A 14,271-nucleotide genomic window follows, 5' to 3' on the forward strand; every position below is an offset into this window, starting at 1 on the left:
GCCCACGGCGCTTACGGCTCATGCCCGATGGTCATGCGGCCGAAACCAGCACGTAACGACTACTTATGCGGCTCGCCGCATACGTGCGATCCGCCTCATCCTACGGCCGTTCCGAACAGTGCGCCCAGGGCGTACGTCACACCGGCCGCCGCGCCGCCGAGGAGGAGCTGCCGCAGACCGCTGTACCACCAGCTGCGCGCCGTCACCCTGGCGACCACCGCGCCGCACAGGAAGAGCCCGAGCAGCGCCAGCAGCACGGCGGGCCACAGGCTGCTCGCACCGAGCAGGTACGGCAGCACCGGCAGCAGGGCGCCCAGCGCGAACGAGCCGAAGCTGGACACGGCGGCGACGGTGGGCGAGGGCAGGTCGGAGGGGTCGACGCCGAGCTCCTCACGGGCGTGGATCTCCAGCGCCTGATCGGGGTCCCTGGACAGCTGCCGGGCCACCTCGCGGGCCAGTTCGGGGGCGACGCCGCGGGAGGCGTAGAGCGCGGCGAGCTCGGCCTCCTCGTCCTCGGGGTGCTTGCGCAGTTCACGTCGCTCGACGTCCAGCTCGGCCTCGACCAGCTCGCGCTGGGAGGCGACGGAGGTGTACTCGCCGGCCGCCATGGAGAAGGCGCCGGCGGCCAGACCGGCCAGGCCGGTGAGCACGACGGTCTGCTGGCCGACCGCGCCGCCGGCGACACCGGTCATCAGGGCGAAGTTGGAGACCAGTCCGTCCATCGCGCCGAACACGGCGGGGCGCAGCCAGCCGCCGTTCACGTCCCGGTGCGTGTGGTTGTCCCGGTGCGCCTCGTGCAGCGTCGCCCCGGTCTCGATGATGGCCATGTCGGCGTCCCCCACTGTCTTCTTTGGACAAATTCTATTCTTCGACAACACCCAATGTATGCCTCCCCAATCCCTTCCGCCAGCAAGGAAAGGCTGGGCTAACCTGCGGTTTTGCGATTCTCGCTCGTTTGCGTGGAGGGGCGCGCAGATGTCGACCGGGTGACGCTGGGGCCTGTGAGGCTGCGCCGGGCACCGCACCGGGGACAGATGCGCAAAGGGCTCCGCGCCTCCCGGGGCGCGCCTGAGAGGAGAGCCGCGCATGGCATCGACCGCCCGCATCCCCTCCGTCCCGGCGCCCGGGGGCGCCCTCGGACGCCGCGAGCGGGCGCGCGGCGCGCTGCTCGGCCTGGCCGTCGGCGACGCGCTGGGCGCCCCGGCCGAGAACATGAAGCCCTCCGAGATACGCGCGCGATGGGGCCGCATCACGGGATACGTGGCGGAGCACCCGGCGGGCACGGACGACACCGAGTACGCGATCTTCTCCGGCCTGCTGCTGGCCCGGTACGGCTCCGCGCTCACCCCGGCGCACGTCGAGGCGGCCTGGCACGAGTGGATCGCGGACCGCGCGGAGGGCCCGTTCCGGGGCGCCGGCTTCAGCGAGCGCGGCACGCTGGAGAACCTGCGCCGGGGGCTGGCGGTGCCCATCTCCGCCCAGCACCGGCACGCCTGGAGCGACGGGCTGGCCATGCGGGCGGCGCCCCACGGGGTGTTCGCGGCCGGCCGTCCCGACGAGGCGGCCCGGCTGGCGGCGATCGACGGCTCGGTCAGCCACGACGGCGAGGGCATCCACGGCGGCCGGGCGGTCGCGGCGGGCGTCGCGGCGGCGATGGCCGGGGCGCCGGTGGTCGCGGTGGTGGCCTCGGCCCTGGCGGTCGTACCGGAGGACTCCTGGACCGCCCGCTCGCTGCGCCGCGCCACCGCCGCCGCCCACCTCGGCGAACGCGCGGTCCGCGCGGCGGTGGTGATCGGCGGCTACCCGTGGACCGACCTGGCCCCCGAGGCGGTCGCCCTCGCCTTCGGCGCGTACGCGGCGGCGGACGGCGACTTCGAGCAGGCGGTCCTGACCGCCGTCAACATGGGCCGCGACGCCGACACCACGGCGGCGGTGGCGGGGGCGCTGGCGGGAGCGACCCGGGGCGTCTCGGCGATCCCGCCGGCCTGGTCGTCCGCCATCGCCCCGGCCCGCGGCACCTGCCTGCCGGCCATGGCGGGCCACCACGTCCTGGACATCGCGGACCTGCTCACGCCGGAGACCTCCACATGACCACCACGACGCCCCCCGCCGAGAACCCCGCCCCGCCCGCGGCCGCCGACGGCGGTCCCGTCCCCCAGGAGCCGCCCGCACCCGGCCGCGGGAGCCGCGCGGGTGATGCCGGCGGGACCCCCCGGACCGGAGGCGAAGCCGGGGCCGGACGCCCCGCCCCGCCGCCCCGGGCGGGGATCGAGGGTCTCCTCCTCGGCCTCGCCGCGGGCGACGCCGCCGGCTGGCCGGCCGCCCGTCACCGGGCCGCCCGCATGCCCGAGTGGACGCGGCGCCTCACCCGCGAGCTCGACACCTTCGCCGAGCAGAACGCGACGACCACCCTCCCCGTCCCCATCGCCCTCAACCAGCCCTCCGAGCCCCTGCGGCTCGGCCCCTCCGACGACGCCGAATGGGCGGCCTTCGCCGCGGAGGCCGTGCTCCGGGCGGGTGACGAGACCGCCTTCGGCGACCTGAGCCGGGAACGCCGCACCCGCGCGGCCATCGACCTGACCTGGAACACCGTCGCCGGCGAGATCGCCGCGGCGGCGGACCGCGCCCCCGAGACCGAGTCCGCCGTGCTCCCCCTGCGCGCCCGCATCTCCGTCCGCGCCGGTCTCGGCAACCTCGCCACCGGTCTGCGCCCGCCCGCCACCGGCCACGACAACCCGCACTACTTCGACGACGCCGCCTGCGTCCGCGCCTGCGTCCTGGCCGTGGCCCACCCCGGCGACCCCCGGGCCGCCGCCGACCTCGCCGAGTTCGACGCCCGCTACACCCAGGACGGCGACGGCGTGCACGGCGCCCGCGCCATGGCCGCCGCCGTCTCCCTCGCCCTGACCGGCGCGGACCCGCGCACCTGCGTGGCGGCGGCCTGCGCCGAGCTGCCCGAGGACACCGAGATCGGCCGCAACGCCCGGTACGCCCTGCGGCTCGCGGCGGACGCCGACAGCGCCTTCGCCCTCGTGCCGCCGCTGGAACACCAGATCGTCGACCACGTCTACAGCTACGGCGTCGCCGCCGCCGAGACCGTCCCCGTCGCCCTCGCCCTCACCACCGCCGCCCGCGGCCGGATCGCGGAGGCGGTCCCCGCGGCGGCCTGTCTGTCGCGGGTCGCGGACTCCGCCCCGGCGCTCGCCGGCGCCCTCACCGGCGCGCTGGGCGGCGCGGCCGCGATCCCGGCGACGTGGCGGGAGAGCTGCCGCACCCTCTCCGGCTGCGTGCTCCCCCGGCTCACCGGTACGGACCTGGTGGAACTCGCCGGACTCCTGGAAGCCGCGCAACCGGCCCCACCCGGGGGGATGATTCGGGCATGACGCGCGAAGAGGAAGAAAACCGTGACCGGGGTCCGCTCCTGGACGAACGGATCACCGGCGCCCTCGTGGGGGCCGCCGTCGGCGACGCCCTCGGCGGCCCCGTCGAGGGGTACTCCCCCGAGCAGATCGTCGAACGCCACGGCGGGCGCGTCCACGGCGTCGTCGGCCCGTGGAACGGCGACGCGTGGCGCACCGCCCGCCCCATCGCGCCGTACCACAAGGGCGACGGCCACGTCACCGACGACACCCTGATGACCCACGCGCTGATCCGGGTGTACGCGGCGGTCCGCGACCACCTGGACGCCTACGCCGTCGCCGGCCACCTGGTCCCGGACCTGATGACGAACCCGCGCTGGATCCCGGAGCTCGAGGCGGAGGCGCTCCCGCTGCAGCGGATCTTCCTCGCCGAGAAGTGGCTCGTGGCGCGCCTGCACTACGGTCACGCCGACCCCCGCGAGGCGGGCGCCGGCAACATCGTCAACTGCGGGGCCGCGATGTACATGGCCCCGGTCGGTCTGGTCAACGCCGCCCACCCGGCCGCCGCCTACGCCGAGGCGCTGGACGTCGCGGGCGCGCACCAGTCGTCGTACGGCAGGGAGGCGGCCGGCGTCCTCGCGGCGGCCGTGGCGGCGGCGTGCGCGCCGGGTGCGACGGCGGACTCGGTGGTCGCCGCGTGCCTGTCCCTGGCGAAGGACGGCACGCGCGAGGCGATCGAGAAGGTCTGCGAAGCGGCCGCGCGGCACACGGACTTCGAGTCGGCGCTGGGTCCGCTGCGGGAGGCGGTGACGCCGTACGACACGGTCGGCCCCGACTACCGCTCCCCCTCCCTGGGCGCCCGCCGCCCGTCCCGGCTGCACGCCGTCGAGGAACTCCCGGTGGCGCTGGGCATGCTGGTGGTGGCCGGCGGCGACTTCCGGCACGCGGTCCTCGGCGCGGTGAACTACGGCCGCGACTGCGACTCCATCGCCACGATGGCCGGCGCGGTGGCCGGCGCGCTCGGCTCACCGGTCCCCGAGGACTGGGCCAAGACGGTGGCGGAGGCCAGCCGCCTCGACCTGTGGGAACCCGCGGCCGTCCTGGCCGCCGTGGCCCGTGAGGTCTTCGCGCGCGACGTGGACCGCCGCCGCGCCCACGAGCGGGCCTTCGCGGAGCTGGGAGGTCCCGGATGCTCCGACTGACCTGGGTCCAGCCGGAGGACCTGATCGGCCACGAACTGCGCCAGGCGGTCCAGGACGGCCGCGAGCCCTCGGCCGTCGCCGCCCGCTGGCGCGCCGCGGGCGGTCCCGAGGTCCCCCTCACCGCGGGCGCCTCCCCCACCCCCGCCTCCCCCTACCTCCGCCTCCTGGCCACCGACCTCCTCGACGAACTGGCCGACCTCCCCGGCCGGCTGGCGGACGACGAACCGACCGACCTGCCCCGGATCAGGTCCCTGTGCCCCGACTGGCCCGCCACCGCGGGCGGTCGTGCCGCCGGGACGGCACGGGTGGACGCGGACGGCGCCCCGCGGGCGCCGGGCCGCGCGCCCCGCCCCCGGGCGGCGTCCCCCACGAGCCTGGAGGCCGCCTGGCTCGGCAGGGCGGTCGGCTGCCTCCTCGGCAAACCGGTGGAGAAGCTCCCGCTGACCGGCATCCGCCGCCTCGCCCGGGCCGCCGGCAACTGGCCGCTGAACACCTACTTCACCGCCCGCGGCGTCCCCGGCGACCTCTTGGCCGAACACCCCTGGAACCGCCGCTCCGCGTCCACCTCCCTCGCCGAGAACATCGACGGCATGCCCGAGGACGACGACCTCAACTACCCCCTCCTGAACCTCCTCGTCCTCCAACGCCACACCCGCGCCTTCACCCCCACCGACGTGGCCCGCGTCTGGCTGGACGAACTCCCCGCCGGCCGCACCTTCACCGCCGAACGCGTCGCCTACCGCAACCTCCTCAACGGCCTGGAACCGCCGCTGACCGCCCGTCACCACAACCCCTTCCGCGAGTGGATCGGCGCCCTGATCCGCGCCGACGTGCACGGCTGGACCAACCCCGGCGACCCGGCCGCCGCCGCCGAGCAGGCCCACCGCGACGCCACCCTCACCCACACCGCCAACGGCGTCTACGCGGCGATGTTCACGGCGGCCGTCATCGCCACCGCCGCCACCGGCGACCACGACGTGCACGCCTGTCTGCGCACCGGCCTCGCCGTCGTCCCGCCCCGCTCCCGGCTCGCCCTGGCCGTCCGCGGGGCCGTTCGGCTGGCCCGCGAGCACACCGACTTCGACACCGTCGTCGACGTCCTGCACGACACCTACGCCGCCACCCACCACTGGGTGCACGCCGTCCCCAACACCGCCCTGATCGCCGCCGCCCTCACCCACGCCGGCGGCGACTTCACCGGCTCCGTCCGCCGCGCGGTGTCCGGCGGCTGGGACACCGACTCCAACGGCGCGACGGCCGGCAGCGTCGCCGCCCTCCTCGCCGGTTCGCCCCGCGCGCTCCCCGAGCGCTGGACGGCCCCGCTGAAGAACCGGCTGGCCACCTCCGTCGGCGGCTTCCACGGCACCGGTTTCGACACCCTGGCCCGGCTGACCCACCTGGAGGCCACCCGCCCATGACCCCGCACCTCCCCGCCCCCGCCGGTCCCCCGCTGACCGGTCTGCGCGTCCTGGACCTCGCCACCCTCTTCGCCGGGCCCCTCGCCGCGACCCTGCTCGGCGACTTCGGCGCGGAGGTCGTCAAGGTCGAGCACCCGAGGAGACCGGACCCCTCCCGCGGCCACGGCCCGTCGAAGGACGGCATCGGCCTGTGGTGGAAGGTGCTCGGCCGCAACAAGCGCACCGTCACCCTCGACCTGTCCAGGCCCGGCGGCCGGACCACGCTCCTGCGTCTGGCCGCCACCGCCGACGTCGTCATCGAGAACTTCCGCCCCGGCACCCTGGAGAAGTGGGATCTGGGCTGGCCCGAACTGTCCGCCGTCAACCCCCGGCTGGTCCTGGCCCGGGTCACCGGGTTCGGCCAGTTCGGCCCGTACGCGCACCGCCCGGGCTTCGGCACCCTCGCCGAGGCGATGAGCGGCTTCGCCGCGATCACCGGGGAGCCGGACGCCCCGCCGACCCTGCCGCCGTTCGGTCTGGCGGACTCCATCGCGGGCCTGGCCACGGCGTACGCCGTCATGACCGCGCTGGCCGCCCGGGACCGCACGGGAGGGGGGCAGGTCGTCGACATGGCGCTGATCGAGCCGATCCTCGCCGTGCTCGGCCCCCAGCCGACCTGGTACGACCAGCTGGGCCACGTCCAGCCCCGCACCGGCAACCGCTCCCCGAACAACGCGCCGCGCGGCACCTACCGCACCGCCGACGGCACCTGGGTCGCCGTCTCCGCCTCGGCCCAGTCGATCGCCGAGCGGGTGATGGTGCTGGTGGGGCGGCCGGACCTGATCGACGAGCCCTGGTTCGCCAGCGGCGAGGAGCGGGCCCGGCACGCGGACGTCCTGGACGAGGCGGTCGGCGGCTGGATCGCCCGGCACGCCCGCACCGACGTGCTGGCGGCCTTCGAGAAGGCGGAGGCGGCCGTCGCCCCCGTCCAGGACGTCCGGGACGTCATGACGGACCCGCAGTACCAGGCGCTGGACACCGTCACCACGGTCGACGATCCGGAGCTGGGTCCGCTGCGCATGCAGAACGTGCTCTTCCGGCTCTCCGCCACCCCGGGCGCGATCCGCTGGGCGGGCCGCCCGCACGGTGCGGACACCGAGGAGGTCCTGACCGAGCTGGGCCTCACGCCCGACGACCTCGCGGAGCTCCGTGCGGAGGGCGCCCTGTGACGGGCTTCCCGCTGACCTGGCTGTACGCCCCCGGCGACCGTCCTTTCGTGGTGGCGAAGGCGCTCGCCTCCGGCGCCGACGTGGTGGTGATCGACCTGGAGGACGCGGTCGCCCCCGACCGCAAGGCCTACGCCCGCTCCGCCACCGCCGAGCTGCTGCGCGACCCGCAGCCGGTCCCGGTCCACGTCCGCGTCAACGCCCTGTCCGGCCCCTGGGCCCGCGCCGACCTCGCGGCCCTCGCGTCCGCTCCCGGTCTGTCCGGCCTGCGCCTGCCCAAGGTGTCGTCCCCGGCCGACGTCGTACGCGTCGCCCGGCGCGCGGCGTCCGCCCGCGGCGGTCCGCCGCCCCTGTACGCGCTCCTGGAGACGGCCCTCGGCATCGAGCGCGCCCATGCGGTGGCCACCGCCCACCCGTCCCTGCGCGGTATCGCCATCGGGGAGGCGGACCTACGGGCCGACCTGGGCGTACGCGACGACGCCGGCCTCGACTGGTCCCGCTCCCGGGTGGTCGTCGCCGCCCGTGCGGCGGGCCTCGCCCCGCCCGTCCAGTCCGTCCACCCGGACATCCGCGACCTGGACGGCCTGCGCGCCTCCTGCGCCCGCGGCCGCGCCCTGGGCTTCCTGGGCCGCTCCGCGATCCACCCTTGCCAGCTGGAGATCATCGAGCGTGCCTACCTCCCCACGGAGCAGGAGATCGAGCAGGCGGAGACCGTCGTCGAGGCAGCGGCCACGAACCCGGGCGCCCAGGCCCTCCCCGACGGCACCTTCGTCGACACGGCAGCGGTACGGGCGGCCCGAAGGACCCTGTCCCTGACCACCAGGGCCTGACCGGGCCCCCCGCTCCCGGGGGCAGTCGGGCCTCCCCCGTGCCGTGAAGGCCCGGGAGGCGCCCCGCGAGCTCCGGGCCGCACACGCCGAGGGCGTCCGGGAAGTCCCGGACGCCCTCGGTGCCGTACAGCGAGCCGTCAGCTCCTCTTCGCCGAACCGGCCCCGTCCTTGTCCTCGGAGTCCTCGGAGCCCTTTGAGTCCTCGGAGTCCGAGGAGTCCTTCTGCAGCGAAGGGACGTCCTCCCCGTCCTTCTCCACGGCCTCGGCCCCGGCGTCGGACCCGCCCTCACCGCCGGAGGCCCCCGGCTCCACCACGTCCTCCCGCCCCGGCCGCTTCCGCGCCGACAGCACGATGTACAGCACTGCGAGCAGGAACACCAGGAGCGCCGTCCAGTTGTTCAGCCGCAGCCCGAGGATGTGGTGCGCCTCGTCGACCCGCATGTACTCGATCCAGAACCGCCCCGCGCAGTACCCGGCGACGTACAGCGCGAACGCCCTTCCGTGCCCGAGTTCGAACCGCCGGCCGGCCCAGATCACCAGCAGCGCCACCCCGACGCACCACAGCGACTCGTACAGGAACGTCGGGTGGTACGTGCCCGGCTCCCGTCCGTCGGCGGAGGAGGTGATCTCCAGGGCCCACGGCAGATCGGTCGCCCGCCCGTACAGCTCCTGGTTGAACCAGTTGCCCCAGCGTCCGATCGCCTGGGCCAGGGCGATGCCCGGCGCGATGGCGTCGGCGTAGGCGGGCAGCGGGATGCCGCGGCGGCGGCAGCCGATCCACGCGCCGAGCGCGCCGAGCGCGATCGCACCCCAGATGCCGAGGCCGCCCTCCCAGATCTTGAAGGCGTCCACCCAGTCACGGCCCTCGCTGAAGTACAGCTGGTAGTCCGTGACGACGTGGTAGAGCCTGCCGCCGAGCAGGCCGAACGGCACGGCCCAGACAGCGATGTCGGCCACCGTGCCGGCCCGCCCGCCCCGGGCGACCCAGCGCTTGTTGCCGAGCCAGACGGCAACGAAGACGCCGATGATGATGCAGAACGCGTAGCCGCGCAGCGGAACGGGGCCGAGGTACAGCACCCCGCTCGACGGGCTGGGAATGTAGGCAAGTTCCATGGCAGGGTCGACGCTACCGTGCCGGACCGGCCGCACGGCGGGCAGCCCGGCTACGGCTCCATAACAGGACCGTCGGACGGCCGCTCCGGGGCGTCACTGTCCCTGGTTCGCCTCCTGGACCATCCGCTTGAACTTCTCGGGGGTCATGGAGGGGTCCTGGTTGATGTTCTGGCCGTCGAACATCACCGTCGGCGTGCCGTTGAAGCCGCTCTTCCGGAACGCCTCGTGGGACTTGGCGACCCAGCTGTTGTGCGTGCCGTCCTCGACGCAGGAGCGGAAGGCGGGGGTGTCGAGTCCGTCGACCTTGCCGGCCAGGTCGATCAGCTTGGCGTCGTCGGCGAAGGCGTCGTCGCTCTCCGGCGGCTGGTTGTCGAACAGCACGTCGTGGTAGGCGGCGAACTTCCCGGCGTCCTGGGCGCAGGCGGCGGCATTGGCCGCGGTGCGGGAGCCGGTGCCGCCCATGCCGTTGTCGATCAGCGTCACCAGGTGGTAGTCCACCCTCAGGCGGCCGGACCCGGTCAGCTCGTTGAGGGTGGAGCGGTATCGCTGCTCGAAGACCTTGCAGGCCGGGCAGCGGAAGTCCTCCCACACGGTGAGGGTGGCCTTGGCACCCTCCTTGCCGACCGGGATGGCCAGGCCGTCCTTGCCCAGGGCCCCGGAGGGCGCCACGACGGGGCCGGACGCCTCGCTCTTCTCCTCGTCCCCGCCGGAGTTGGCGGCGACGACGCCGACCACCGCCGCGAGCCCCAGGACGCAGAGCACGCTCGCCCCCACGATCAGGGCACGGCGCCGCTTCTCCGCCGCCTTCTGCTTCTCGCGCTCGACCGCCATCCGCTCCCGGGCGGTGCGCTTTCCCTCACGGTTCTTCTCGCTCACATCCCGCAGAACGAACCGGGGAGGCGCACAGCGCCTCCCCGGTCCCAGGACCACCCGTACGAGGGATCCGTATGACTGCCTGCGGCCACCTCGGCCGGTCAGGCCCGTCGGCGCACGCCCTCGGCCAGGTCGCCGGCGAGCGCGCGGACGGCCTCGACACCGGCCGCGTCGTCGGGGGCGTCCAGCATCCGCTTGACGAAGGCCGAACCGACGATCACGCCGTCGGCGAAGCGGGCCACCTCGGCGGCCTGGTCGGGGTTGGAGACGCCGAGTCCGACGCAGACCGGAATGCCGGTGGTGGCGCGGGTGCGCCGCACCAGCTCCTCGGCCTGCGCGCCGACCGACTCGCGGGTGCCGGTGACGCCCATCAGGGAGGCGGCGTAGACGAAGCCGCTGCCGGCCGCGGTGATCTCGGCGAGCCGTTCGTCCTTGCTGCTGGGCGCGACCACGAAGACCGTGGCGAGTCCGTGCTTCTCCGCGTGCTCCCGCCAGAGCGCCGACTCCTGGACGGGCAGGTCGGGCAGGATGCACCCGGCGCCGCCCGCCTCGGCCAGCTCGGCGGTGAACCGCTCGACGCCGTAGCGGTCGATGGGGTTCCAGTAGGTCATGACGAGGATCGGCTTGCCGGTGGCCGCGTGCGCCTCGCGGACCGTGCGCATCACGTCGGCGATCCTCACGCCGCCGCGCAGGGCGATGTCGTCGGCGGTCTGGATGACCGGCCCGTCGAGGACCGGGTCGCTGTGCGGCAGACCCACCTCCACGACGTCGGCGCCGCCGTCCAGGGCGGCCTTGACGGCCTCGATGCCGCCGTCCACGGTCGGGAACCCGGCCGGGAGGTAGGCGATCAGGGCGGCGCGGCCCTCGGACCTCGCCGCGGCGAGGGTGTCGTCCAGCAGTCGCACGTTCCCGCTCACTTGGCGTCCCCCTCGATCTCGGCGGTGCCGGCCTCGTCGGCGGCGACCTCGGCGTCGGCGTCGTACAGCCCGAAGTAGCGGGCGGCGGTGTCCATGTCCTTGTCGCCGCGCCCGGACAGGTTGACGACGATCAGCCCGTCCCCGCCCAGCTCCCTGCCGACCTCCAGGGCGCCGGCCAGCGCGTGGGCGGACTCGATGGCCGGGATGATGCCCTCGGTGCGCGACAGCAGGCGCAGGGCCCGCATGGCGGCGTCGTCGGTCACCGCGCGGTACTCGCCGCGGCCGGAGTCCTTGAGGTAGGAGTGCTCCGGGCCGATGCCCGGGTAGTCCAGGCCCGCCGAGATGGAGTACGGCTCGGTGATCTGGCCCTCGTCGTCCTGGAGGACGTACGACCGGGAGCCGTGCAGGATGCCGGGCTCGCCCGCGGTGAGGGTGGCCGCGTGCTCGCCGGTCTCGATGCCGTGCCCGGCGGGCTCGCAGCCGATCAGGCGGACGCCCTCGTCGGGGATGAAGGCGTGGAAGAGGCCGATGGCGTTGGAACCGCCGCCGACGCAGGCGATCGCGGCGTCGGGCAGGCGTCCGGCGCGCTCCAGGAGCTGGCGGCGGGCCTCGACCCCGATGACGCGGTGGAAGTCGCGGACCATCGCCGGGAAGGGGTGCGGTCCGGCGACCGTGCCGAACAGGTAGTGGGTGCGGTCGACGTTGGCGACCCAGTCGCGGAACGCCTCGTTGATGGCGTCCTTCAGGGTGCGGCTGCCGGACTTCACGGCGATGACCTCGGCGCCGAGCATCCGCATGCGGGCCACGTTGAGGGCCTGTCGCTGTGTGTCGATCTCGCCCATGTAGATCGTGCAGTCGAGGCCGAACAGCGCGCAGGCGGTGGCGGTGGCCACACCGTGCTGGCCGGCGCCGGTCTCGGCGATGACGCGGGTCTTGCCCATGCGCCTGGTGAGCAGGGCCTGGCCGAGGACGTTGTTGATCTTGTGTGAGCCGGTGTGGTTCAGGTCCTCGCGCTTGAGGAACACCCGGGCTCCGCCCGCGTGTTCGGCGAAACGGGGGACCTCGGTGAGCGCGCTCGGGCGGCCGGTGTAGTGGACCAGGAGGTCGTCGAGTTCCCGGGCGAACTCGGGGTCGGACTTGGCCTTGTCGTACTCGACGGCGACCTCGTCGACCGCGGCGACCAGGGCTTCGGGGATGAACTTTCCGCCGAAGGCGCCGAAGTAGCCCTCGACGGTGGGGACGTGCCCCTCCGGGTCGGGGACGAAGAAGTTGCTGGGCATGCGTGTACCTCACGGTGAGTGTGTGTCGGGCACCAATCGCCGTGGGGGCGGGGTGGTCAGCCGGTCACCGGCCGGTCGCGCTCGCGCGACGGGGTCGCGTGTCCGGTACAGCCCCGCGCCCCTGGGGGGCGCGCTGCCATCGCCGGCCGTTCACCTGCCCGGGTTCGTCGCCGATCACGTAGCGGACCCTGCGGCCGTGCACCCTGCGGGCGGGGGCACGGCAGCCCCGGGGCCGGCAGCCACGTGCGAGGCGGGAGAGGGTCATGGGGGCAAGCCTACCGGTGGCTCAGCCGCGGCCGTGACGCAGTGCCGGGTGCTCGCCCGCCGCCACCAGGTCGGAGACGGCCGTCCTCGGGTCCTTGCCGGTGACCAGGGACTCGCCGACCAGGACGGCGTCGGCGCCGGCGTTGGCGTAGGCGATGAGGTCGTGCGGACCGCGGACGCCCGACTCGGCGACCTTGACCAGGGTGTCGGGGATCTCGGGGGCGACCCGCTCGAAGGTGCCGCGGTCGACCTCGAGGGTCTTGAGGTTGCGCGCGTTGACGCCGATGACCTTGGCGCCCGCGTCCACCGCGCGCTCGACCTCGTCCTCGTCGTGCACCTCGACGAGCGGGGTGAGCCCGATGGACCCGGCGCGCTCGATCAGCGACTCCAGGGCCGGCTGGTCGAGGGCCGCGACGATCAGCAGCGCGAGGTCGGCGCCGTACGCGCGGGCCTCCCAGAGCTGGTACGACGTGACGATGAAGTCCTTGCGCAGCACGGGGATGTCCACGCGGGCGCGGACCGCCTCCAGGTCGGCCAGCGAGCCGCCGAAGCGGCGCTGCTCGGTGAGGACGGAGATGACGGCGGCGCCGCCCGCCTCGTAGTCGGCGGCGAGTCCCGCCGGGTCGGCGATCGCGGCGAGCGCGCCCTTGGACGGGCTGGAGCGCTTCACCTCGCAGATCACCTTGACGCCGTCGCCGCGCAGGGCGGCCGCGCCGTCCTTGGCCGCGGGAGCCTTCGCCGCGCGCTCCTTGAGCTCGTCGAGGCTGACGCGCGCCTGCCGCTCCGCGAGGTCGGCACGGACTCCGTCGATGATCTCGTCGAGCACACTCACGCGAGCGGCCCCCTTCCTGACGGGCGGTCTTCACTGGTCACTGCGATGGTATCCGCAGCGGGGCGCATGCCTCGCATCCAGGTTGACGCCACTCCCCCCACCTGGGCGTTCCCCTGTCGATCACGGATGCAGCCAGCCGCCGAACGGCAGATTCCGGACAACCGCGAACGTCACCAGCAACGCTCCCAGGGACCACAGGAGCACGGGCGGCGGATCGATCCGCAGCGGCGGCCTGCCGCGCACCGCGCGGACCACCCAGACGGTCCACAGCACGGCGAAGGCGGCGTAGCCGAGGACGGCGGGCGCGTTGGCCTGGAGGGCGGCCGGGAGGTCGCCGTGGACGACGGCGTGCGCGCTGCGCAGTCCGCCGCAGCCGGGGCAGTACAGACCGGTGAGGCGCAGCAGCGGGCAGGCGGGGTAGTGGCCGGGCTCGTTGGGGTCGACGGCCCCGACGTAGGCGAAGGCCGCGGTGACGGCGACGAGCAGGCCGGCGGGGACGGCCAGTCGGGCCGCTCTGCCGGGGGGTGCGCCGGTGCCGGGAGTGTTCACGCCGTGCATTGTGCCCCGGACACGGCTCAGGGGCGGTTCCGGCACCGTCCGTGCCGGGGCCGCCCCCTGTGCGGAGCGGTCAGCTCCGGGCGCCGGCCGGCGCGCGGTCGCCGGTGACCTGGTGCACGGGGTGGTCGCTCTTCGGCTGGCCCATGCCCATCATGCGCATGATGCCGCCGACGACGGCGCCGAGGAGCGTGAGCCCGATGCCGGCCCAGAAGCCCGCGGGCTGGTTCATCACCATGAACGCGCCCGCGACGCAGAAACCGATGAAGGCGATGATGACACCGGTCCAGGCGGCCGGGGTGTGACCGTGGCTGCTGCCCGCCATTGCTTGCTCCTCGTTGCTGTGTACGTGTCTGAGCAGACGCTCGCCCCCATTGTCCCGCACGCGCGCGCCGAAGGTGAGCGGGGGTACGGGAGATCGCGT

The 14,271-nt window shown here is 74.6% G+C and carries 15 protein-coding genes; 6 read left to right on the forward strand and 9 right to left on the reverse strand.

The window, feature by feature from the left end; genetic code table 11:
* Window positions 1-95: 95 nt before the first annotated feature.
* Window positions 96-827: a VIT1/CCC1 transporter family protein gene (locus ABTY20_RS01580; RefSeq protein WP_351994989.1), complete on the reverse strand. Its 732-nt coding sequence runs from the start codon at window positions 825-827 to the stop codon at window positions 96-98.
* Between the two features lie 259 nt (window positions 828-1,086).
* Here ABTY20_RS01580 and ABTY20_RS01585 point away from each other — a divergent pair, with 259 nt between their 5' ends.
* The 6 genes from ABTY20_RS01585 to ABTY20_RS01610 are packed head-to-tail and all read left to right on the forward strand — an operon-like array spanning window position 1,087 to window position 8,014.
* Window positions 1,087-2,091, forward strand: coding sequence for an ADP-ribosylglycohydrolase family protein (locus ABTY20_RS01585; protein ID WP_351994990.1), 1,005 nt, complete (start codon window positions 1,087-1,089; stop codon window positions 2,089-2,091).
* Window positions 2,088-3,383 carry an ADP-ribosylglycohydrolase family protein gene (locus tag ABTY20_RS01590; protein WP_351994991.1) on the forward strand — a complete coding sequence of 432 codons (1,296 nt, stop codon included), beginning with the start codon at window positions 2,088-2,090 and terminating at the stop codon, window positions 3,381-3,383. Before ABTY20_RS01585 ends, ABTY20_RS01590 begins: the two co-directional genes overlap by 4 nt.
* Window positions 3,380-4,561, forward strand: a complete 1,182-nt coding sequence (locus ABTY20_RS01595; RefSeq protein WP_351994992.1) for an ADP-ribosylglycohydrolase family protein — start codon at window positions 3,380-3,382, stop codon at window positions 4,559-4,561. The genes ABTY20_RS01590 and ABTY20_RS01595 overlap by 4 nt, the downstream gene beginning before the upstream one ends.
* The gene (locus tag ABTY20_RS01600; RefSeq protein ID WP_351994993.1) at window positions 4,549-5,979 is read left to right on the forward strand and encodes an ADP-ribosylglycohydrolase family protein; all 1,431 of its coding nucleotides are present in this window, start codon (window positions 4,549-4,551) and stop codon (window positions 5,977-5,979) included. Before ABTY20_RS01595 ends, ABTY20_RS01600 begins: the two co-directional genes overlap by 13 nt.
* Window positions 5,976-7,187 carry a CaiB/BaiF CoA transferase family protein gene (locus tag ABTY20_RS01605; protein ID WP_351994994.1) on the forward strand — a complete coding sequence of 404 codons (1,212 nt, stop codon included), beginning with the start codon at window positions 5,976-5,978 and terminating at the stop codon, window positions 7,185-7,187. Before ABTY20_RS01600 ends, ABTY20_RS01605 begins: the two co-directional genes overlap by 4 nt.
* Complete coding sequence (locus ABTY20_RS01610) at window positions 7,184-8,014, forward strand: HpcH/HpaI aldolase/citrate lyase family protein (RefSeq protein ID WP_351994995.1); 831 nt, start codon at window positions 7,184-7,186, stop codon at window positions 8,012-8,014. The genes ABTY20_RS01605 and ABTY20_RS01610 overlap by 4 nt, the downstream gene beginning before the upstream one ends.
* 137 nt (window positions 8,015-8,151) lie before the next feature.
* Here the strand turns inward: ABTY20_RS01610 and lgt are convergent, their stop codons facing one another.
* From lgt to ABTY20_RS01645, 8 genes are all read right to left on the reverse strand, one after another.
* Window positions 8,152-9,126 carry a prolipoprotein diacylglyceryl transferase gene (lgt, locus tag ABTY20_RS01615; protein WP_351994996.1) on the reverse strand — a complete coding sequence of 325 codons (975 nt, stop codon included), beginning with the start codon at window positions 9,124-9,126 and terminating at the stop codon, window positions 8,152-8,154.
* Between the two features lie 93 nt (window positions 9,127-9,219).
* Window positions 9,220-10,002 (reverse strand): DsbA family protein, encoded by a 783-nt coding sequence (locus ABTY20_RS01620; protein ID WP_351994997.1) that lies wholly within the window; start codon window positions 10,000-10,002, stop codon window positions 9,220-9,222.
* A 98-nt stretch (window positions 10,003-10,100) separates the two neighbouring features.
* On the reverse strand, window positions 10,101-10,916 hold the full coding sequence (gene trpA / locus ABTY20_RS01625; RefSeq protein WP_351994998.1) for a tryptophan synthase subunit alpha: 816 nt from the start codon (window positions 10,914-10,916) through the stop codon (window positions 10,101-10,103).
* On the reverse strand, window positions 10,913-12,196 hold the full coding sequence (gene trpB, locus ABTY20_RS01630) for a tryptophan synthase subunit beta (protein ID WP_351994999.1): 1,284 nt from the start codon (window positions 12,194-12,196) through the stop codon (window positions 10,913-10,915). Before trpB ends, trpA begins: the two co-directional genes overlap by 4 nt.
* Window positions 12,197-12,260: 64 nt before the next feature.
* Window positions 12,261-12,461, reverse strand: a complete 201-nt coding sequence (gene trpM, locus ABTY20_RS35320) for a tryptophan biosynthesis modulator TrpM (RefSeq protein ID WP_502991720.1) — start codon at window positions 12,459-12,461, stop codon at window positions 12,261-12,263.
* 21 nt (window positions 12,462-12,482) lie between these two features.
* Window positions 12,483-13,292: an indole-3-glycerol phosphate synthase TrpC gene (gene trpC, locus ABTY20_RS01635; protein WP_351995000.1), complete on the reverse strand. Its 810-nt coding sequence runs from the start codon at window positions 13,290-13,292 to the stop codon at window positions 12,483-12,485.
* A gap of 120 nt (window positions 13,293-13,412) precedes the next feature.
* The gene (locus ABTY20_RS01640) at window positions 13,413-13,850 is read right to left on the reverse strand and encodes a DUF2752 domain-containing protein (protein WP_351995001.1); all 438 of its coding nucleotides are present in this window, start codon (window positions 13,848-13,850) and stop codon (window positions 13,413-13,415) included.
* A 70-nt stretch (window positions 13,851-13,920) separates the two neighbouring features.
* Complete coding sequence (locus tag ABTY20_RS01645) at window positions 13,921-14,172, reverse strand: HGxxPAAW family protein (protein ID WP_351995002.1); 252 nt, start codon at window positions 14,170-14,172, stop codon at window positions 13,921-13,923.
* Window positions 14,173-14,271: the final 99 nt, after the last annotated feature.

Source organism: Streptomyces sp. NPDC126497, assembly GCF_040302425.1.
Classification (GTDB): domain Bacteria; phylum Actinomycetota; class Actinomycetes; order Streptomycetales; family Streptomycetaceae; genus Streptomyces.